Here is a 20,077-nt window from a genome sequence, read left to right as displayed (position 1 = left end):
CCCTCTAGGATAATAAGAGATAGTCTGAACAGGAATGAGGAAAGTATATGTCTATTGCATTTGTATTAGATAGTGGGAGCGATTATCTTGGTCAGGAAGATGTCATCGAAACATCTTGTCCGGTTCATGTTGTCCCATTAAATGTAGATTTCAAAAATGAAGGCACTTATTTAGATGGGATCACCATCACCCATGAAGAGTTTTATGATAAGATGCGTAGTGCTAAAGAACTTCCAAAAACGAGTCAACCAGCTCCACAAAAGTTCTATGACACATTCCACAAACTGATCAATGAAGGTTATACGATCATTTATTTAGGGATGGCGAGTGGACTGAGTGGCACCTATCAAAGTGCGAATGTCGCAAAAGAGATGCTGACAGATGAAGAACAATCCAAGCTGTATGTCGTTGATACAGGCACAGTGTCCGCTGGTGTCATTTACTTACTGGAGTATGCAGATGATTTGGTGAAACAAGGTCTTTCGGCCGAAGAGGTTCATTCTCAAGTTGAAGAACGGAAGAAAAGTGTAGCCGGAATCATCCTTCTTGAAACGCTCGAAAACATTACTAAAGGTGGAAGGATTTCTACATTACAAGGAAAAGTAGGGAATTTCCTGAGCATCAAACCTCTGTTGAAGGTAAAAGATGGCGCAGTCGAAACACTTGAAAATTTCCGAGGAAAGAAGAAGGGGATCCGAAAGTTGTCTGAGATGGTCCAGGAATGGAAAGATAACCACGAAGAGCTATTCATCGTGCACAGTTATCCATCAAGACAGGTCGTCTTTGATACGTTCAAAGAACAATTTTCTCTAGACTCCTTCAAGAAGATCCGTTGTATCAAGCTCGGAAGTGTCATTGGAACTTACGGTGGAGAAAAGTTGATTGGTTTCATCAAATTTTAGAACAGTTCTCTCTAGAGAGCTGTTTTTTTATGTTCTTAAAGGCAGGATATCAATGAGCTTGTGTATAATACATGTTAAATAATCGTATAAATGGTAGAGAAGGGGGTTGGGTGATGATTTTTTATCAGTATGATCCGGAAATGGATCGTGATTTTTTGCTACAACTAATACGTGAGAACGGAATCACTCCAGCTTTTGCTGCCGAATTGGATGAGCATTCGATTCATTTAAGAGAAAATGAGGAGATCTATATATTTTCAAACGATGATGATTGGGTAGGTTTATTGTGGTACATGATCGATCACACGACAGACACCCTTGGTATCAAAAGTCTATACATCAATGAAGAGAAGACTTCCTTCCCATTAGAGGTAAAACTACTGGAATTTGCGGTGAAGAAAGCGAAATATCTCAAGATGGTCAAAGTTCAATTTCAATATGATGGGGAAGTGGACGGAACCCAGTTAAGCACTGAACTGGGTTGTAACATGATTGAAAGGGACAAAACAACGAATTACTGTTATTTGTCCTGAGGAGGATCAACTGGTTTGTTGAAACGTTGTTTCGCCTTTACTTTCTTGGATTTTGTTGTCAAGCTTCAGAATTAGCTCGACAGCTTTGTCATGCGCAATGGTACGGTAATGATGGTTGCCGTTCGGCTCTTCATCCGCTTCATCAGCTAGTTTCACAACCTTTTGCAATGGGCTGAGATGCAAGCTGCCCTGAGGTAGATAGGAATCGGTATGCAGGAGAATCGCTAATGAAATTTCCTTCGCAGATTCTCTTTTTTCCCCTAATTCAATCAGGATTTTATGTGCCCGTTCTGCACCTTTAATGGCATGGATATCGTTCGCTTTATAAAGCTCGAAGTCCCACTCACCATCACGGTACCACGTGTAGTGACCGATATCGTGGAGCAAAGCTGCTTTACAAGCCATTTCAGGATCGACACCAAAGCGTTGTGCAATTTTGAAAGCATGATAACTAGAGGCGATCGCATGCACAACTCCTGAACGCTGAATGTATTTTTGTGTTTTAGGATGATTGAAAATTTCCAACAATGTAGGCTTATGCATGGGTATACCTCCTGTTCTTGAGTGTATTGTTCAACAATATAGCATGTTTTGTAGACCATTTCAAGAAAAAAATAAACGCATAGTTGACAAAAACCTGTCAACAGAAATTTTCTTACAATAATCGTAATTTCCATAACAAAATAGGAAAATTGATGAAATATATGTCGAAAGTTACTTCTCATGAAAAGATTGGTTTTTTATAATAGTATCTATAGGATTAACAACAGGGGAGGAACGGAATATGGGGATGATCAAAGTAATTATGTCGTTGTTCCTGCTGTCGTTCCCGTCGTGGGAGATGGCTGACGAAAAACCGGAACAAAAAGTAGCATATCATCAAGGAATTGAATCACACGTAATGAAGAGAGAATTACCAGAGAAAATGCCTCGATTCGTCTATGATTCTGGTCTGAATTTTGAATATCCAGATGCTGTACGAGGTATTTATGTAACGGGTCACTCTGCTGGGGGCAGCCGGTTTGAGAAATTGATATCGTTGATCAATGGTACGGATCTGAACGCAATGGTCATTGATATCAAGGATGATACAGGGAACATCACATACATACCAGATGAATCTTCCCCGATGCATTCATTTGGTCAGCCTTATATCAAGGATCCTAGAAAGATGCTTGAAACTTTAGAAAAAGAAAAAATCTATCCGATTGCACGGATTGTTGTATTCAAGGATTCCGTGTTAGCAAGTCAAAAGCCGGAATTATCGTTTAAGAACGGAAATGCGATCTGGAAGAATGGACGTGGGGAAGCATTCGTCAACCCATTCATGAAAGAAGTCTGGGACTATAATGTCGCGATCGCTATAGAAGCTGCGAAGCTTGGATTCCAGGAAATCCAGTTCGATTATGTAAGATTCCCTGAAGGATTTGAGAAGAGAGACACAACGCTTCAATACAACATGGGTGACTACGCGAAGCTCGATATGGAGAATGTACAGAAACGAGTATCTGCGGTCACTGATTTCGTAGAATATGCGAAAGGAAAGCTCGAGCCGTATGATGTTGACGTTTCCGTGGATATCTTCGGTTACACTGCGACATTGCCTGAAGCGCCGGGTATCGGACAGAACTTCACGAAAATCGCCAGCCATGTGGATGTGATTTCATCTATGATCTATCCGAGTCACTGGACGTCGTATTTCGGAATTGCAAAGCCGGATCTCGAGCCATATCGATTGGTTACGGAGTACGCGAAAATGGAAAACAAAAAGTTGGCTGAGCTTGAAAATCCACCAACATCCCGTCCATGGATCCAAGATTTCACAGCCTCCTATCTAGGTGCTGGGAATTACAGGGTTTATGGAAAGGCAGAAGTGGAAGCGCAGATCAGGGCTTTGAATGAAAATGGCATCAAGGAATTCCTCCTGTGGGATGCAGGTAACACCTATACACCGAATGTAGATTATACGCCGTAATGAAGAAAAGCTGGCCGCTGGCCAGCTTTTTTGTTTTCGCAAATTTTGTTGTTCTTGTAGGAAGTTGATTTCCGATTCAGGTGCTCGCTTTCCGCGGGGCGTGCGGTGAGCCCGCTGGAGTCTCGCACCTTACTCTCCAATTAATTTGCACAAGATGTTTCTATAATTATCCTATAGCAATTTTCTTAAGTCTTTATGGGCGTCTTTGTACTTTACGCCATCCTGTTTGCGTTCCTTTACTTTTATTCAAGAAGAATTTTGCATTTCCCCGCCCAAAAAGCTTTGCGGCTACACCATGAGTGATGATTCCCATGAATGCAGTCAACCCGATGATGAAAAGACCTAGAAGTGTCATATCAATGAAAAAGTCCATCCAGCAGTCCTCCCTTGTATGTAACATCCACATTTTTCTAATACTACTATTGTAAAAGAAGTTTCGTTGGAAGGAAAGAGGGGAAATAATTAACTGATTATACCTTGAACGCCTAATACTTTAATCTCGACATAAAAATAGTTCATTTCATCCAAATTACGAATACTTTGAAAAATGGAATCGGAGGTTGTGTTATAATGGAAGAGAAGAATCAAAAAAGAAAGGATAGATCAATGAACTGGTACGAGAAATTAAACGAGTACTTTCCTGTGGAAGAAATGAAGTCGAAGAAACACATGGAGCTATTGTTGAAGGAACAAGGGGACGTCTATCACAAAGACGAAGGTGAACATCATGTCCTCATGTATGCAGAATTCGAAGATTTTCTATTCATTGATTACATCTACGTTTCGGGAGCTGCCCGTGGACAAGGCATTGGTCACAAACTGTTAGAAGAAATGAAGAATAAGGGTAAGCCGATCATCTTGGAAGTGGAACCCGTCGATTACGAAGATACTGATACGGAAAAAAGACAGCGCTTTTATAAGCGTGAAGGTTTCGTCCACGCCAAATCAATCGGTTACCGACGCCGTTCATTAGCAACGAATGAAATTAATGAAATGGAAATCCTATTCTGGGCTCCGAAAGATGAGTCTGAAGAAATGGTATATGAAAGCATGAAGAAAACGTATGAGAAGATCCACACGTATAAAGATGTGGAGATTTACGGTAAATCTTATCAGGATGTAGACGACGTTCTCACCTTTGAAGAGTAAGCAAGGAAAGGGCGGTGATGGTATGAAACGCCGTACTAAAAATAAGAAGAAACGCGAATGGTTGAAAGATCTTCTTAGAAACAGGCTACCAGGCTGGACTCCGAAACCGACAAAAGGACCAGCATCCCAATCGAAGCATACTGCCTAAACTCTATTCTGATTTACTGAAAAAACAGGGGGCTTAGTCATGAGTGAATGACCACTTATGACTAAGCCTCTTTTTACATATTTGACGACAAAAAGAGGCGCATGACAGGCGCCTCTTCTTTCGTTTATTCATTTAATAGTGGTTCATCCTGGTTTTGTTGCTTTCTTCTTGCACGCTTTTCTTTTACACGGTCAAACAGCAAGTAGATGACTGGGATGAATACTAAACTGATTAATGTTCCGAACAGGAGACCGAAGACAATGACGATCGCCATAGGCTGCTGGATCTCCGTCCCTTCACCGATACCCAGCATGAGAGGGATCAACCCTAGTATGGTTGTGAGTGCCGTCATCATGATCGGACGCAAGCGTGCTTTTCCCGCACGTACGATCGCAATTGATGTGGATAGACCTCTTTGCTTCAACTGGTTGATATAGTCGACTAGCACGATGGCGTTGTTGACGACGATTCCTGTCAGTATCAGAATACCGACGAGTGAGCCTACGCCGAACGGTTGCCCCGTGACCACCAGTCCGAACAAAATGCCAATTGCCGTGAGTGGTATGGCAAACATGATGATGAATGGATAGAAGAACGATTCAAATTGGCCAGCCATGACCATATAGATCAGGACGATAGCGAGTGCCAATGCACCGCTCAGCTTGAAGAATGCATCATTCATCTGTTGATTCTGTCCTCCGAAAGATATCTCATAACTAGGAGGAAGGGATACATTTTCACGTAATTGTTCTTTCACATCTTTCACGACATTTCCAAGGTCACGATCCAGAATGGATGCAGAAACTCGGATTTCCCGAAGCCGATCGGTTCGATTGATTTGGCTAGGACCTTTACCGGGTTTGATGTCCGCAATTGCTCCCAATTCCACGAGTTCTCCAGTCGGGGATTCGATTTGGAGCTCCTCAAGGTCTTCAACCGTTTCCAGCTTAGACGGGTCGACTCTTACTCGGACGTCCACTTGATCTCCATTCCGGTTGAAGGCAGTCGCCACTTTACCGTTTGTCGCATTCTGTATCGCAAGGGATACCTGTGCGCTAGTCAATCCGAAGCTCGAAGCTTTGTTCCGGTTCACTTCAATCTCTACCAACGGATTTCCGGTTTCATAATTGGACTCGATTTCTCGGATGCCATCGACCTTTGCCATTTCCTCTTTTACACGATCGGAAATGACTTCAAGGGTACGCAAATCAGGTCCGCTGATTTCGAGTGAGACTGGAGACTCTGAAAAGCCGCTGTCACTCGCCTGGACCGACACTTCCGCTTCGTTGATGAAATCAAGATCATTCCTGATTTTCTCAGCGACTTGCACATCGGATCTTTCCCGGTCCGCAATCGGTTTTAAAAGAATGCTGTACATCGCTTTGTTGTTGTTCGTACCAGCTTGGACGGAAAAGTCATTCGATCCTCCGATGGTAACGTAATACAAGTCGATTTCCTCGATCGCTTTCAGCTTGTTGTTAATTTTTTCAGTCGTATTGTATGTGGTTTCAGAGGAACTACCAGGAGGGAGTTCCACGTTTATATTCACAAAGCTTTGATCTTGTGCCGGTAAGAACTCCGTCCCGATGAATGGGATGGCGGATAGTGAAATCAACAGTAAGACGACTGTACCGATGATGACTCTTTTTGGATAACGCAAAGCTTTTCTGAGCATATACACATATCGTCTTTGGAAATTCAAGAACCGCTCTTTGCTGATCATGGTCCTTTGCTTTCTTGTCATCATGTTGGATGAGAGCAATGGCACGATGATCAATGCTGTGATTAAAGAGGCTGCCAGCGCATATGTCACGCTTAATGCGAGTGGTTTGAACAATTGGGCTGCCAGACCATCAACGAATACAATTGGTAAAAAGACGACCACAGTGGTCAAGGTGGATGCAATGACTGCGCCACCGACTTCTGTCGTTCCTTTGATGGCTGCTTCTTTCAGTGGCACTCCTTTTTCCCGTAATCGATAAATGCTCTCCAGTATGACAATCGAGTTATCGACGATCATTCCGACACCGAGGGCTAATCCACCAAGTGTCAGGATGTTCAAGGTTTGTCCTGAAAAGTACATGAAGATGAACGCGGTCATCACGGAGATCGGAATGGAGAATCCGATAATCAGTGTGCTGCGGATGTTCCTTAAGAATAAGAACAGAATTCCTGCAGCGAGCACACTTCCGATCAGCATGTTATAGATGACGGCTCTGATCGATTGCTTGATGAATTTCGCTTGGTTGAAAATCGTCTCGACTTCAACATCTTCTGATAACTTGAGATTGTCGAGCTTGTCTTCGATCTTATTCGCAACCGTAACTGTGTTTTCACCGGATTGTTTCAGGATTGAGATTCCGATACTCGGCTTGCCGTTCAAGTAACTGATCTGATCGGCAGACGCGGTCGTTTCGGTCACATCCACGAGCTGTTCCAACTGGATGACGCCGCTCTTTGTCGGGATCGGGAGCTGTTTCAATTCTGTGATCGAATCAAATTCCCCGTAGACGCGGACTGGATATTCCAATCCTTCATCTTTAATTTTTCCGCTTGGTAAAGTTACATTTTCTCCTGCTAAAATTTGGCGGAGCTGGTCGATTGTCAAACCATACTCTTTGAGGACCGCTGGGTCGACTGAAAGATTGACGACTTTCTCTGTGCCCCCTTCAATGGTGACAGCAGCAACACCATCTACAGAATCGAGCACCGGTTTGATTTCATTCTCGACGAGTTTTTTAGCGGAAACGAGATCTCCCTCTGGTGCCTGGATGCCTAGACGGACAATAGGGAGATCATTCGGATTGAACCGGAGCACCCTCGGTTGAGGTGCATCTCCAGGGAGTTGCTCACGTACTGCGTCCAATTGTTCACGCATTTTGAGCGCGGCAAAGTCCATATCGGTCCCCCAGGTGTAGGAGACGATGATCAATGCTCCGCCTGTACGAGAGACAGAAGAAACACTCTCCACATTCGGAATGGTTCCCATGATATTTTCAATCGGTGTGGCAAGCAGTTTCTCGACTTCCTCTGGGCTTGCCCCTTCATAGGTTACGGTTACAGCAGCAACAGGGAAGGTCAGGTCAGGGAATAGATCGACCGGTGTATTCCGGACACTGACGGCACCGATGATCAGCATGAAAAGGATGACCATTCCCATTGCTATAGGTCTAAATACGGAAAGTTTCGTTATTTTCATGGAATCCACTCACTTTTTGAAGCTGATTTTCGAACGATTTGTTAATTGATATTTCCCATCTGTCACGACGAGATCACCCTTTTCGAGACCACTTGTTATGTAGCTGGTCCGATTTCCTTGAGCTTCAATCGTGATCTCTTGTTTGATCGCCCGGTCTTTTTGGACAAGAAAGACGTAAGGCTGTTCATCTTCAAAAAGAAGAGCCTTATTGGATACAGTCAATGCCCCTTCGACCGATTGGGTTTTGATTTGTGCAGTGGCGAGCGCATCAGACGGAATGGGCTTATCAATTTGATCGAGTAAGACAGTCATCGAGTACGTATTCGTTTCTGGGTTCGGTTCATCACTTAACGTCTGGATTGGCAAATCGAAAGTGTCATCGATGTCATCTATTGAAATCGTCACGATCATATCTTTTGATACGTTCTCTTTTTGAAACTCGTTCACTTGGAAAATCGCTTTCAGCTCATTTTTACTGGAGACGATTGCAAGTGGGGAACCAGGCAACGCCGGTGCTCCTTCTTTAGCATTGATCTGCTCAATCGTTCCATCGATAGGTGCAGTGATCTTCGTTGCATTCAAGGCTTGTTCCGCTTGCCGGACACCTTGCCGCGCCTGCTCTAATTGAGCATTGATGAGAGGAAGCGCATTCGATGTAATCGCTGAGCCTGTCCCAGTCAACTGTTTCAATTGATTCAACGTTTCAGTGACGGTGCCAACCGCTTCTTCACCCTGGGACTCTTCTGGTAATTCGATGTCTTCTAACTGGGTGATTGCGTCGTTAATGGCCGAATTGATCTGCGATTGCGTCGAACGTTGCTGCTGGATCGCTGCATTGACCTGGTTTCTTGTATTCTCTAAAGTCGTAACAGCAGAACGAGCCTGCGCCAATTGTTGCCGGATATCAGAATCATCCAATTGGAAAAGGAGGTCACCAGCCTGGACGGCGTCACCATCTTCAACGTTCACCTTTGTGATTGGTGAAGGGACAGACGAAATGATCGGCACCTGTTCGGAAGGAACTGTTTTACCGACCAATTCAGCTGTTTTTGTAAAAGTTTCTTGTTTCACTTCAGATGTCTCGACTGGGATCGCATTGTTGGATGTATTTTCACTTGTGATTTTATCTTCCGAACATGCAGCTAGCAGGAGTGTCATGGTCAGAAGTAGAAATACTTTAATATTCAAGCGTGCTCAACTCCATTATCATTTAAGAGAAATTAGATGAAAAAAGTTCTAAGGCTTATTATACGTGAAAGGAACATGAAACTCTCATAGAACGGTTTCATCTCACTAAATTGTCAAAGTTTTTTTCACAAATCCGACGTTTAAAATGTTATAACAAGGGTAATTCAATCTATGTACTTAAATTTTTGTAATTCCTATGGTTTTGATAAGAATTATCAATAGACCCTATCATTCACATAGAAGATGTAGTATAATATGAATTGTGATTAAATAATTTTTCTAAAGTAAGATTCTTTTTAATTGATATAAATCATGGAAGGAGACGATTCCTTATGGTTACACTATATACTTCCCCAAGCTGTACTTCTTGCAGAAAGGCGAGAGCTTGGCTAGAAGAGCACGAAATACCTTTCCAAGAGCGTAATATCTTCTCAGAGCCACTGTCAATCAATGAGCTGAAAGAAATCCTTCGTATGACAGAAGAAGGTACGGATGAAATCGTTTCTAAGCGCTCAAAGACATTCCAAGAACTGAACGTGAATCTTGAAACGATGCCGTTGCAAGATCTATTCGAACTGATGAGCGAGAACCCAGGACTTCTTCGCCGTCCGATCATGATCGACGAAAAACGTCTACAAGTCGGATATAACGAAGACGAAATCCGCCGCTTCTTACCACGTAAAGTTCGTACGTTCCAATTGCAAGAAGCACAAAAAATGGTCAACTAATGATAAAAAGACTGCTGCTAAACCGAAGGTGAGGCAACAGTCTTTTTTTGTTTTTGGGGACGGGGAGCGAAGCGGCACGTGGGCTGGGCACTTTTTACTAATTTCTAAAACACAGTCAAAAATTTCTAAAACCCGCCTCGTTTTTTCTAAGATACCTGCTCAAATTTCTAAAACTGACCCCAATTTTTACAAAACATCCCCTATTTTTTCTAAAACCAGATCCTCACCAAACAATAATAAAGAAAAAATAGCACCGAATAGAGGTATTTTGCTTCACTAAAGAGAAAGAAACATCTATCTTATGAAAAGGTGTGATTTTTTGAAGCAAAAAATCCAATTTAAATCCTACACCAGAGAAAAACTTGAAGCATTATTAAGAAGAATTGAGCTGAATCATCCAGCTCGTATGGAAATTGAAAGCTACTTAAGGTCAATCAAATCAGGGGATTGGGGTGAAAGGTCGCTCGATTATTACACTAGCTTTTTGAACATGAAGGACTATGTGATCTGTCAGGGTCTCAGGTTATTGAGTAGTAACAATTATCACTTCCAGATTGATACGTTATTGCTCCACTCAAACTTCATACTCATCTTAGAAGTGAAAAACATGGCGGGCACACTTAAATTCGACACGAGGTATAATCAACTGATCCAAGAAGTCGGTGATCGGGAAGAGGTGTATAAAGACCCGATACAACAGGTGAATCATCAGCATTATCAATTCTCAAGATGGTTGGAAGATTTCAGATTCCCTGCGAACATTCCTATCCATTCATACGTGATTGTGGCCAATGATCGAGCAAAAATTGTTCCAAAAAATAATGAGGAAATCCTCTCCCACAAAGTGTTAAGAACGACAAAATTGCTTGACTGTATCCATAAACATCAATCTACTCATAAAAAAGAGATCCTCTCAACCAAGCAACTGAAAAAAATCACGAAACTCTTCATTAAACACCATAAACCTGCAAATCCCGACTTATTGAAAAAATATAATATCAGAAAGCAAGATTTGCTAACTGGTGTCCACTGTCCTCAATGTACTTCTCTTCCAATGAAAAGAGTGCACGGAAAATGGGTATGCACCGATTGTAATTCTTCCTCTAAATCAGCTCACCTTAATGCTCTTCAAGATTACTTCCTGCTCATCAATCCCACAATCACCAATCAACAAGTCAGAGATTTCCTACACATCAATAATGTTGCTGGTGCGAATTACGTACTGCAGCAGTTGCACCTCCCACACCAAGGCACCACCTCCAACCGCGCTTACCTACTCGAATCCCTCGATCTAGGTCAACCAACGAAACGCACTTAACTCCACAAAAAAAGCCTACCCGATAAAAAATCAGATAAGCTTCTTGTCAATCTGCCATTTTAGTTCGTGCTTTCGCTCGTTTTGACTCGGCCGGATAGCCAACCGAAGAACAGGACTCCTCCAATGATGACCAGATAAATGAGCAGTTCAATCATTTGATTGTGTCCGATCCATGTCTGGACGATCGGTTCTTCCAAAATCATTTTAGATGCGGTATAAGCTAAGATTCCAGCTCCAATATAGACGATTGCCGGGAATCGCTCCATGAAGTGGAGGATCAGCTTACTTCCCCAGATGATGATTGGAACGGATACGAGCAACCCGATGATGACGAGTAGGATGTTGCCGTGAGCAGCACCCGCGATCGCTAGGACGTTATCCAGTCCCATGACGATGTCTGCAACGACGATGGTCTTGATGGCTGCTGCGAGTGTCGTGCCACTCTTAATATTGGCCTCTCCATTATCTTCGGCGAGCAGATTGTAAGAGATGTAAACGAGCAGAATTCCACCGATCAACAACAGGTAAGGTACTTTTAGCAAATAGACGGCGATGACCGTTAAAATAACCCGCACGACGATGGCGAGTCCAGTACCGAAGAATATCGCTTTGTTTCGTTGATGCTCTGGGAGATTTCGACTTGCAAGTGCGATGACGACGGCGTTGTCTCCTCCCAACACGATGTCGATCGCAATGATGGTAAGCAATGCTATAAGAAATTCTGATTCCAAGTGGGAAACCCCTTTCTATATGTAACACTTGACGTAGAAATCATATGCACGTACAATCACAAAAAGTATGTACAAACTGCAGAACGTTGAAAGTATAAAATAGTTTTCACGAACCGTCAAGCACCAGTGGTATCGGTAAATGGCCTATTTCTGCGGAAAAACAAAAAATGGTCATGCATTTTTATTTCATTCCTTACTTATTTATCATAGAATAGAAGTACAAGAAACTCCAACTTTTTGATAATTGATTTAGCTACACCCAATTCGGGAATACCTATACTAAGTGAAGAAGTATTTTTCAAAATACAGGGGTTCAACATCTCTTCCAGGTGGCAATCTGGATCGAAGGGAGAGAAACACCATGGAAATAGAACGTGTCAATGAGTATACGATCAAATTTTTTATAACGTATCATGATATAGAAACAAGAGGCTTTGATAAAGAAGAGATTTGGCAGAATCGAGAGCGAGGAGAAGAGTTATTCTGGGAGATGATGGATGAAGCCCATCAACAGGAACAGTTTTCTTTAGAAGGTCCGTTGTGGATCCAAGTCCAAGCTTTGGATAAAGGACTGGAAATTCTTGTGACAAGAGCTTCACTATCTCAAGACGGCTCGAAGTTGGAGCTGCCGATTTCAGACGACAAGCAAGTAGACGTACCAGTAGATGAGAATATTGAAAAAATGCTCGACAATCACTTCAGTACGGATGAAGATCAGGAAGAAGGATCTGTTGAAACAGATGATGAAGATTACTTGTCCTTCATGCTTCGATTCCCGGATATTGAAGATGTGATTTCCTTAAGTCACAATGTGAGCACAGATTCATTTATGGATAGCCTTTATCATTATGAAGGGAAATACTATCTGTATGTAACCTTCGATGATACGTTCAGTGAAGCTGAGCAAGATGACGTTCTCAGTCAAATGCTTGAGTATGGTGATGAAACTGAATTGACTGTACATCGTATTGAAGAATACGGTAAAGTGATCATATTAGAAAATGCGCTCGATCAAATGAGCGGATACTTCCCTGAGAAGTAAAGGGACGCCGATTTTCTCCTTGAATTTCGGCGTTTTTCATTTTGTTCTGAGGCTTGTTTTTCCAAAAATTTCGTTACATAATGGATAAGCAGGCCACTATTCGAAGAACTCAAGGGATGAATTCAACATGTTCAAAAAAACATTGCAGGTCACCTTATTTGTCGCACTGATTCTTACATTGTTCGTCATTACAAAGCCATATTGGGAGAACTGGATTCTCGGGGCACTGAGTATCTTTTTCACATTTTCCGCTCTATTCATCGGAATTGTCATCTTCCTTGAGAACCGTCATCCATCTCAAACCTTGACCTGGTTTGTCGTGCTGGCGGCATTTCCGCTTGTAGGATTCTTTTTCTATATGCTCTTCGGTCGTAATTATCGGAAAAAGAAGATGTTCGACCAAAAAGCGCTCACGGACCAGGAGGCCTTTTCGAGATTCGAGCAGAACAGGCCGATTGATGATGAACAAATGCAGATGATGGGGGACCATCAGAAACTTCTGTTTAAGCTCGCGCAAAAACTGGGTAAGAGTCCGATTTCGTTTAACACAGAAACGAGAGTTCTTACCAATGGTCAAGAAACGTACCAATGGATTCTTGATGCGCTGGAAAAAGCAGAAGAACATATACATATGGAATATTACATCGTGAGAGATGACGGGATCGGGAAACAGATCCAAGAAGTGCTCATGGAAAAAGCAAGAGAAGGTATTGAGGTACGCTTTTTGTATGATGCGGTTGGTAGCTGGAAATTGTCGAGAGGTTATATTGATGAACTCAGGGAGGCAGGCGTTCAAGCTGTCCCGTTCCTACCGGTTAAGCTACCGCTTTTCAACAACAAGATCAATTACCGTAATCACCGGAAAATCGTTGTGATTGATGGGAACGTCGGGTTTGTAGGTGGTTTGAACATCGGTGATGAATACCTGGGTTTGAATCAAGCTTATGGCTTTTGGAGAGACACGCATTTGATGGTAAAAGGGGAAGCGGTCCGCAGTTTGCAGTTGATCTTCCTCCAAGATTGGTTCTCCATGACAGGGGAGACGTTGTTGGAACCGAATTATCTGTCCCCTTCTATCCCGACAGACGAAGCGTATGGCGGGGTTCAGATGATTGCAGGTGGACCGGATCATCAATGGGACGTCATCAAAAAACTGTTTTTCTCAATGATCATTTCGGCGAAACGTTCGATCTGGATTACATCACCTTATTTCATACCAGATGAAGATATCTTGAATGCCCTCCGTGTGGCAGCATTGAGTGGAATTGATGTCCGCATACTTTTCCCTGCAAAACCGGACAAGCACCTTCCGTTCCATGCCTCAAGGTCGTATTTTCCAAGCCTGATGGAAGCAGGTGTGAAAGTGTATGAATATGAGAAAGGCTTCCTCCACAGTAAAATGATCATCGTCGATAACGAATTGGCGTCGATCGGAACGGCGAACATGGATATGAGAAGTTTCCATCTGAACTTTGAAGTGAATGCTTTCTTGTACCGGACGAAGAGCACGCTAAGGCTAGTGGAAGATTTCCTCCATGATTTGGAGGACGCCAAACAGATTCATCCTGAAGATTTTGCGAACCGTTCGTTCTATTACAAGGTGATCGAATCGACATCGAGATTGCTGTCCCCATTATTATGATATTCTTTACGAGAAACTTCCTCATTCGAGGAGGTTTCTTTTTCATTAATGGAGAATTGTTATCATCAACATCTTTTCAGTCATTGGAACGATGTGAAAAACTATAAGAGAGAGGTGACTGCTTGTTAACGGCATTAATCGATAAGAACCAATTCTGCAATTTGGCAGAGAGTTGGCGAAGAGAAGACCTAGAACAATTAAGGTCGAAAGAAACGTTCCGATGTCCAGTGTGCCAGTCGGAAGTAATCATGAAGTTAGGAACGAAAAAGATCTGGCATTTCTCACACAAAAAAGACTCCTCTTGTCGCGATGAATATGAACCTGAATCAATGTATCACCTGTTTGGAAAGAAGCAGCTGTATCGATGGCTGGACAAACAGGACTACGAACCAGAGCTTGAAAAACACTTTCCTCTACTGAACCAACGCCCTGATCTATATTTACCCTCGCAATCCCCGGCAGTAGCTATTGAGTACCAGTGTTCCTCTTTATCAACAGAACTCCTACAAAAAAGAACATCTTCCTATATACAAGGCGCAATCGATGCCGTTTGGATTCTAGGTGAAAAAAGGATATCCCGCGTGAACGAAACCATCTACCGGTTGGATGACCTTGCTTTGAACGCTTTACAATATCCTTCTGATGACTCCCGTCGACCTTACCTTCTGTATTATTGCCCGCTCACTTCCGCATTTACGATTCTTCATTCCATCATCCCGTACTCTTCACAAACGATTTTCGCAGCACGGAAAACCATTCCTCTTCATAAGTCGCTTTATCCCATAGCCATACCATCTCCACAGTCACTACCAACAGATTTCATATCCCCATGGGTCCAAAAGGTTTTCAAAACTAGGCTGTATTTGCATGTGAACCGCGATGAGTCCGTCGTGCGCCTGAAGCATCGGCTGATTGAATCAGGGGCAGTACCGAGTCTTTTTCCCATTGAAGCGGGTGTTCCATCGGATTATATGTACTGGTTTGAAACACCGTCCTATGTTTGGCAGACCATCCTTCTCATAGACATCATCAAGCCACTTCCAGCTGGATCTTCCTTTCAATTCAGAGATGTATATCAACCATTTTTACATCGGATAAAAAAGTATCGGATCAAGGTGAGGCATGACCTTCATAGCGATTCACACTTATCCTATGCCCTTATGGATTATTTGAAATGGCTTCGGAAATCTGGAGTGCTCGGCTGGGGTGGAAAAGGGCGGTTCGTCAAAAAGCGGGACCCACAATTCCCTAAAACGGTTGTAGAAGCGAAAGATCAATTACGAGGAATGATTCTTACGTGTATGGAAGGATAATAAACGTACTTGCTCGAATTTATACTTGAGATAAGGTAATATGGAATTTAGTTGAGATTAGAAGGAGGAATACAATACTATGGCAGAACAAGCAGTGAAATCGCTTCCAAAAAGAGATGAGATTCCTGTCCAGGATACGTGGGATCTGGAAGATATCTTCGCAACAGATGATGCATGGGAGCAAGAATTCAAACAAGTGAAAGAAATGATTCCACAAATCGATCAATATCAGGGCAAACTCGGTGAATCTGCCGATACGTTCTATGAAGCACTACAATTGCAAGATGAGATTACGATGCGCTTAGGAAAGCTCTATACATATGCACATATGCGCTATGATCAAGATACGACCAATTCTTTCTATCAAGGATTGAATGATCGTGCGGCTTCATTGGCAACTGAGACGGGCAGTCACCTTTCCTACATCGTACCTGAGATCCTCTCTCTGGAAGAAAGCCAGATCCGTTCTTTCGTTCAGGAAAAGGAAGAATTGAAACTGTTTGAGCATTTCCTGGATGAGATCAATCGCAGTCGTCCGCATGTCCTTACGCAAAAGGAAGAGGCGATCCTTGCTGGTGTAAGTGAAGTGACCAGCAGCCCTAGTAATACATTTGGAATGCTGAACAATGCGGATATGAAGTTCCCTACGATCAAAGATGAAAATGGGGAAGAGGTAGAAATCACGCATGGACGCTACATCCGGTTCTTGGAAAGTGACGATCCTGAAGTCCGCAAGAATGCGTTCAAAGCGATGTATGGAACGTATGACAAGTTCAAGAATACGTTCGCGAGCACCTTGAGCGGTAACATTAAAAAGGATAACTTCAATGCACGCGTGCGGAAATATGATTCTGCTCGTCAGGCTGCATTGGATTCCAACAACATTCCAGAACAAGTGTATGACAACCTCGTCAAAACTGTGAACGATAATCTGCACTTGCTTCATCGTTATGTGCGGTTGCGTAAAAAAGCGCTTGGCCTAGATGAGTTGCACATGTATGATTTGTACACTCCGATTGTAAAGGATGCCAAAATGGAAATCCCTTATGACGAGGCGAAGGAGCTTGTACTCAAGAGCCTGGCACCACTAGGTGAGAAGTACGTGAACATCGTAGGTGAAGGGTATGAAAAGCGTTGGATCGACGTTCAAGAAAACGTCGGGAAGCGAAGCGGAGCATATTCGTCCGGCACGTATGGAACGATGCCTTACATCCTTCTGAACTGGCAGGATAACGTAAACAATCTATTTACGTTGACTCACGAAATCGGTCACTCCGTACACAGCTATTACACAAGGGAGAATCAGCCTTATCCTTATGCGAATTACTCCATTTTCGTAGCAGAAGTCGCTTCAACTTGTAACGAGGCCCTATTGAACGATTATTTGTTGAAAAATACGGAAGATAAAAAGAAAAAGCTTTATCTGTTGAACCACCACTTGGAAGGATTCCGCGGAACGGTCTTCCGTCAGACGATGTTCGCTGAATTTGAACAAATGATTCATGAACGTGCTGCAGCTGGTGAAGCATTGACTCCTGATTTGCTTACAAAACTGTATTACGCACTGAACGAGAAGTACTTCGGTGAGGACATCATCATCGATGAGGAGATCGGTCTTGAATGGGCACGAATTCCACACTTCTATTACAATTACTATGTGTATCAATATGCAACAGGCTTCAGTGCTGCTGCATCGCTTTCCAAACAAATCCTTAATGAAGGAGAACCTGCGGTTGAGCGTTATCTGGAATTCTTGAAGGCGGGAAGTTCAGATTATCCAATCGAGGTGTTGAAGAAAGCTGGTGTCGATATGACAAGCAGCAAACCGATTGAAGAAGCACTTTCTGTATTCGAAAGTGTATTGGATGAAATGGAAGAGTTGCTTTTCGAAGACGAATAAGGAAAAAATCAGACTGGCCCAGCCAATACGGTTATGGGCCAGTTTTTACATGTTGGAAGAGTCCGTAGCCATTCATGCGTTCCTGAATCCTTTGAATCGATTTCGGTTGTTGAAGCGTGAAATCAAGAAGAAGATAGACAGAAATAAGAGCGGAGTGGCTATGAACAATGGAAAAAGCTTGAGGAAACCGAACACGACTAGAATAAAACTAATCACAATGAAGATCAACCCGATAAACGTTCCGATCCGTATAGGCATTCACACCCAACTCCCTTCATTACTATCCTATGATTCGGTTTAATGAACATGCTCTAATAAAGGAGGTCAAAACGAACTTGAGGGATTCAAGCAGAGTCATTTTAATACAAGGAGGCAACATAGCCCTTATAAAAAGAATGAAAAAAGGAGCTGAATACTATGTGGTTCCCGGTGGTGGAATAGAAGCAGGAGAGTCTGCAGAACAAACAGCAATTCGCGAGGCGAAAGAAGAGCTCGGTTTAGAGGTTAGCATAGTTCGCTTGTTTCATATGGAAGATTGGCATGGTGCACACCATTTTTACCTGGTAAATACATTAGGCGGTGTTTTCGGATCGGGAACGGGAGCTGAGTTCTACAATCATGCTGAAGAGAAAGGCATCTATGAACCTGTTTGGGTTGGACTTGAGGAATTACATCAAATTGACTTGAGACCAGCATCCATTGTTCATAAATTACGATAGATACATAAAAAACAGCCATCCTTATTCGGATTGGCTGTTTTGATTGTACCGCCAAAATGTGCCGTGCTTGACCGGTACACGTTCGACCACTTGTTGTAATGCAAGCTTCTTCATTTCGTTTTCCACTTCTCGTGATGTAAGATTATACACCTCTGAAATCTCTTTCGTTGCCACGAATTGATATTTCTTCAAGAATTGTTCCATAGATGGAGGTGAACATTTTCCAGGTAACTCACCCAATAATTCTTCGAGGATGTGGACGTAAACATCATAGGAATACATACCTGTGATTTTGATTCCCTCATCCGAAGTATCACTGAAGAATACGAGGGACGGAAGTTGGTTGACCTCCATTTCCTGTGTCGTTCTCACATCACATTGGAATGCTTTCACAGCTGTTTCAGAATGAAGATCTTTCTTGAATTCCTCTACATCAAGTCCTGCTTCATCTGCACAATTGATCAGCACTTCCAATTTTGTGATGTTCTGTTTTTGTAAAAACAACACTTCCCTCAGCTTTCTCAAGAATCGCATTCCGCCGCTTTTTCCTTGCAACTCAGCAGCTTTTACAGCGATGGAAGCGATATAAGGTGTCTGGATCGGATCCTCAAACCAAACATCTCCATCGCAGGACATACCTGAACGATTCGCAGTGATTTCCCACTTTTTTGCAACATCTTCTTTCGAGCAGATTCCGTTTCGCTTTTGCACGACAGAATTCCAGTATTCAATTCGTCCTCCCATCAGGTGACGGAGGCGAAAATGGTTTCCATATTCGATTTGCAGTTTTTTGATAACAGGTTCCAAACCCCAACATTCCGGACAGAGCGGATCGACGAAGGAGTAAATTTCAATTGGACGATTCCCTGAAGGTGCAGTTATTTCGCATTCATTTCCGCACTCTACATCAGATGTTTGATGATCTGTAGTAGTCAATGGTTATTCTCCTTTCTCTCGATCTTATTCAGGATTGTTAACCATGTGATAAGCCGTCATCGTTAAACGACTGAAGATTTGTTCCTTATAAGGACTTTCCAAATTCACTTCATCCATGGCGCTTTTCATACAGGATAACCAGGCTTCGGCACGGTTTCTCGTAATTGGAAACGGTAGATGTCTTGCGCGAAGCATAGGATGCCCATGTTCCTCTGAATAAAGAGGAGGTCCACCTAGAAATTGACTTAGGAATTGTTTCTGTTTACGCATCGTTTCTGTCAGGTCATCCGGAAAAATAGGCGCTAGATCTGGATGGGCTTGTACCCTTTCATAAAACGCTTCTACTAATTGTTCAATTTTATCAAACCCACCGATTGCTTCGAATGGAGTTGTTTCATTATTCATATAAAGTAACCTACCTTATTTTGTTCCAAGAAGTTCATACTTATTTTAGCAATGCACATCTGTTTTCGGCAAACAATCTGATTCGGAGAAGTTGTTTACCTTTGTGTTTCTTACATTTTAGACAGGCTGTTAACCATTTCTTTAATAATCAGGCAAACACCCATCCAGATCAAAGTGCTTGTCCATATACTATTGTACAACTGAGAAAAATTGTAATGGTGTCGAGTAATAAGTAAGGGAGGATGGATA

General features: G+C 42.6%; 20 protein-coding genes. 12 read left to right on the top strand and 8 right to left on the bottom strand.

Annotated elements, in window-relative coordinates; genetic code table 11:
- The first annotated feature begins 47 nt into the window (after window positions 1-47).
- A complete protein-coding gene (locus tag ACXQIQ_RS05805) occupies window positions 48-902 on the top strand; it encodes a DegV family protein (protein ID WP_439299717.1) in 855 nt (284 codons plus the stop codon).
- Window positions 903-1,015: 113 nt separating this feature from the next.
- Window positions 1,016-1,435 (top strand): hypothetical protein, encoded by a 420-nt coding sequence (locus tag ACXQIQ_RS05800; protein WP_439299718.1) that lies wholly within the window; start codon window positions 1,016-1,018, stop codon window positions 1,433-1,435.
- Between the two features lie 6 nt (window positions 1,436-1,441).
- On the opposite strand, the gene ACXQIQ_RS05795 is transcribed toward ACXQIQ_RS05800, so the two are convergent.
- Window positions 1,442-1,978 (bottom strand): HD domain-containing protein, encoded by a 537-nt coding sequence (locus tag ACXQIQ_RS05795; protein WP_439299719.1) that lies wholly within the window; start codon window positions 1,976-1,978, stop codon window positions 1,442-1,444.
- A 241-nt stretch (window positions 1,979-2,219) separates the two neighbouring features.
- On the opposite strand from ACXQIQ_RS05795, the gene ACXQIQ_RS05790 reads away from it, so the two are divergent.
- Window positions 2,220-3,410 (top strand): putative glycoside hydrolase, encoded by a 1,191-nt coding sequence (locus ACXQIQ_RS05790; RefSeq protein WP_439299720.1) that lies wholly within the window; start codon window positions 2,220-2,222, stop codon window positions 3,408-3,410.
- Between the two features lie 193 nt (window positions 3,411-3,603).
- Here ACXQIQ_RS05790 and ACXQIQ_RS05785 read toward each other — a convergent pair whose 3' ends face one another.
- Window positions 3,604-3,783 carry a hypothetical protein gene (locus ACXQIQ_RS05785; protein ID WP_439299721.1) on the bottom strand — a complete coding sequence of 60 codons (180 nt, stop codon included), beginning with the start codon at window positions 3,781-3,783 and terminating at the stop codon, window positions 3,604-3,606.
- A gap of 233 nt (window positions 3,784-4,016) precedes the next feature.
- Here ACXQIQ_RS05785 and ACXQIQ_RS05780 point away from each other — a divergent pair, with 233 nt between their 5' ends.
- Both ACXQIQ_RS05780 and ACXQIQ_RS05775 read left to right on the top strand, forming a co-directional pair.
- Complete coding sequence (locus tag ACXQIQ_RS05780; RefSeq protein ID WP_439299722.1) at window positions 4,017-4,559, top strand: GNAT family N-acetyltransferase; 543 nt, start codon at window positions 4,017-4,019, stop codon at window positions 4,557-4,559.
- Between the two features lie 22 nt (window positions 4,560-4,581).
- Window positions 4,582-4,707, top strand: coding sequence for a hypothetical protein (locus tag ACXQIQ_RS05775; RefSeq protein ID WP_318290060.1), 126 nt, complete (start codon window positions 4,582-4,584; stop codon window positions 4,705-4,707).
- Between the two features lie 124 nt (window positions 4,708-4,831).
- Here ACXQIQ_RS05775 and ACXQIQ_RS05770 read toward each other — a convergent pair whose 3' ends face one another.
- Window positions 4,832-7,906 carry an efflux RND transporter permease subunit gene (locus ACXQIQ_RS05770; protein ID WP_439299723.1) on the bottom strand — a complete coding sequence of 1,025 codons (3,075 nt, stop codon included), beginning with the start codon at window positions 7,904-7,906 and terminating at the stop codon, window positions 4,832-4,834.
- A 9-nt stretch (window positions 7,907-7,915) separates the two neighbouring features.
- Complete coding sequence (locus tag ACXQIQ_RS05765; RefSeq protein WP_439299724.1) at window positions 7,916-9,094, bottom strand: efflux RND transporter periplasmic adaptor subunit; 1,179 nt, start codon at window positions 9,092-9,094, stop codon at window positions 7,916-7,918.
- 332 nt (window positions 9,095-9,426) lie between these two features.
- Here ACXQIQ_RS05765 and spxA point away from each other — a divergent pair, with 332 nt between their 5' ends.
- Together spxA and ACXQIQ_RS05755 are read left to right on the top strand one after the other, a co-directional pair.
- Window positions 9,427-9,822 carry a transcriptional regulator SpxA gene (spxA, locus tag ACXQIQ_RS05760; RefSeq protein WP_226552126.1) on the top strand — a complete coding sequence of 132 codons (396 nt, stop codon included), beginning with the start codon at window positions 9,427-9,429 and terminating at the stop codon, window positions 9,820-9,822.
- A gap of 319 nt (window positions 9,823-10,141) precedes the next feature.
- Window positions 10,142-11,140 carry a nuclease-related domain-containing protein gene (locus ACXQIQ_RS05755; protein WP_439299725.1) on the top strand — a complete coding sequence of 333 codons (999 nt, stop codon included), beginning with the start codon at window positions 10,142-10,144 and terminating at the stop codon, window positions 11,138-11,140.
- Window positions 11,141-11,199: 59 nt separating this feature from the next.
- Here the strand turns inward: ACXQIQ_RS05755 and ACXQIQ_RS05750 are convergent, their stop codons facing one another.
- A complete protein-coding gene (locus ACXQIQ_RS05750; protein WP_439299726.1) occupies window positions 11,200-11,871 on the bottom strand; it encodes a TerC family protein in 672 nt (223 codons plus the stop codon).
- Between the two features lie 361 nt (window positions 11,872-12,232).
- Between ACXQIQ_RS05750 and mecA the strand changes: the two genes are divergently transcribed.
- The 4 genes from mecA (at window position 12,233) to pepF (ending at window position 17,768) form a co-directional block, all read left to right on the top strand.
- The gene (gene mecA, locus ACXQIQ_RS05745) at window positions 12,233-12,913 is read left to right on the top strand and encodes an adaptor protein MecA (protein ID WP_439299727.1); all 681 of its coding nucleotides are present in this window, start codon (window positions 12,233-12,235) and stop codon (window positions 12,911-12,913) included.
- Between the two features lie 127 nt (window positions 12,914-13,040).
- Window positions 13,041-14,555, top strand: coding sequence for a cardiolipin synthase (cls, locus tag ACXQIQ_RS05740; protein ID WP_439299728.1), 1,515 nt, complete (start codon window positions 13,041-13,043; stop codon window positions 14,553-14,555).
- 122 nt (window positions 14,556-14,677) lie between these two features.
- Window positions 14,678-15,868: a competence protein CoiA gene (locus tag ACXQIQ_RS05735; RefSeq protein ID WP_439299729.1), complete on the top strand. Its 1,191-nt coding sequence runs from the start codon at window positions 14,678-14,680 to the stop codon at window positions 15,866-15,868.
- A 79-nt stretch (window positions 15,869-15,947) separates the two neighbouring features.
- On the top strand, window positions 15,948-17,768 hold the full coding sequence (pepF, locus tag ACXQIQ_RS05730; protein WP_439299730.1) for an oligoendopeptidase F: 1,821 nt from the start codon (window positions 15,948-15,950) through the stop codon (window positions 17,766-17,768).
- A gap of 72 nt (window positions 17,769-17,840) precedes the next feature.
- Here the strand turns inward: pepF and ACXQIQ_RS05725 are convergent, their stop codons facing one another.
- Window positions 17,841-18,026: a hypothetical protein gene (locus ACXQIQ_RS05725; RefSeq protein WP_439299731.1), complete on the bottom strand. Its 186-nt coding sequence runs from the start codon at window positions 18,024-18,026 to the stop codon at window positions 17,841-17,843.
- A 77-nt stretch (window positions 18,027-18,103) separates the two neighbouring features.
- On the opposite strand from ACXQIQ_RS05725, the gene ACXQIQ_RS05720 reads away from it, so the two are divergent.
- Window positions 18,104-18,487, top strand: coding sequence for an NUDIX hydrolase (locus ACXQIQ_RS05720; protein ID WP_439299732.1), 384 nt, complete (start codon window positions 18,104-18,106; stop codon window positions 18,485-18,487).
- Window positions 18,488-18,508: 21 nt separating this feature from the next.
- On the opposite strand, the gene ACXQIQ_RS05715 is transcribed toward ACXQIQ_RS05720, so the two are convergent.
- Together ACXQIQ_RS05715 and ACXQIQ_RS05710 are read right to left on the bottom strand one after the other, a co-directional pair.
- On the bottom strand, window positions 18,509-19,423 hold the full coding sequence (locus tag ACXQIQ_RS05715) for a ClpXP adapter SpxH family protein (RefSeq protein ID WP_439299733.1): 915 nt from the start codon (window positions 19,421-19,423) through the stop codon (window positions 18,509-18,511).
- A gap of 24 nt (window positions 19,424-19,447) precedes the next feature.
- Window positions 19,448-19,828 (bottom strand): globin domain-containing protein, encoded by a 381-nt coding sequence (locus tag ACXQIQ_RS05710; protein WP_439299734.1) that lies wholly within the window; start codon window positions 19,826-19,828, stop codon window positions 19,448-19,450.
- Window positions 19,829-20,077 lie beyond the last annotated feature (249 nt).

The organism is Pseudalkalibacillus sp. Hm43 (assembly GCF_054170705.1).
The sequence above is the reverse complement of the archived record's forward strand: the minus strand, read 5'-3'. Positions and strand labels throughout refer to the sequence as shown.

What these genes read in the sequence shown, in the direction of transcription:
- ACXQIQ_RS05805 (WP_439299717.1), top strand. Translation starts at nt 48, where the DNA reads ATGTCTATTGCATTTGTATTAGATAGTGGGAGCGATTATCTTGGTCAG.
- ACXQIQ_RS05800 (WP_439299718.1), top strand. Translation starts at nt 1,016, where the DNA reads ATGATTTTTTATCAGTATGATCCGGAAATGGATCGTGATTTTTTGCTA.
- ACXQIQ_RS05795 (WP_439299719.1), bottom strand. Translation starts at nt 1,978, where the DNA reads ATGCATAAGCCTACATTGTTGGAAATTTTCAATCATCCTAAAACACAA.
- ACXQIQ_RS05790 (WP_439299720.1), top strand. Translation starts at nt 2,220, where the DNA reads ATGGGGATGATCAAAGTAATTATGTCGTTGTTCCTGCTGTCGTTCCCG.
- ACXQIQ_RS05785 (WP_439299721.1), bottom strand. Translation starts at nt 3,783, where the DNA reads ATGGACTTTTTCATTGATATGACACTTCTAGGTCTTTTCATCATCGGG.
- ACXQIQ_RS05780 (WP_439299722.1), top strand. Translation starts at nt 4,017, where the DNA reads ATGAACTGGTACGAGAAATTAAACGAGTACTTTCCTGTGGAAGAAATG.
- ACXQIQ_RS05775 (WP_318290060.1), top strand. Translation starts at nt 4,582, where the DNA reads ATGAAACGCCGTACTAAAAATAAGAAGAAACGCGAATGGTTGAAAGAT.
- ACXQIQ_RS05770 (WP_439299723.1), bottom strand. Translation starts at nt 7,906, where the DNA reads ATGAAAATAACGAAACTTTCCGTATTTAGACCTATAGCAATGGGAATG.
- spxA (WP_226552126.1), top strand. Translation starts at nt 9,427, where the DNA reads ATGGTTACACTATATACTTCCCCAAGCTGTACTTCTTGCAGAAAGGCG.
- mecA (WP_439299727.1), top strand. Translation starts at nt 12,233, where the DNA reads ATGGAAATAGAACGTGTCAATGAGTATACGATCAAATTTTTTATAACG.
- cls (WP_439299728.1), top strand. Translation starts at nt 13,041, where the DNA reads ATGTTCAAAAAAACATTGCAGGTCACCTTATTTGTCGCACTGATTCTT.
- pepF (WP_439299730.1), top strand. Translation starts at nt 15,948, where the DNA reads ATGGCAGAACAAGCAGTGAAATCGCTTCCAAAAAGAGATGAGATTCCT.
- ACXQIQ_RS05725 (WP_439299731.1), bottom strand. Translation starts at nt 18,026, where the DNA reads ATGCCTATACGGATCGGAACGTTTATCGGGTTGATCTTCATTGTGATT.
- ACXQIQ_RS05710 (WP_439299734.1), bottom strand. Translation starts at nt 19,828, where the DNA reads ATGAATAATGAAACAACTCCATTCGAAGCAATCGGTGGGTTTGATAAA.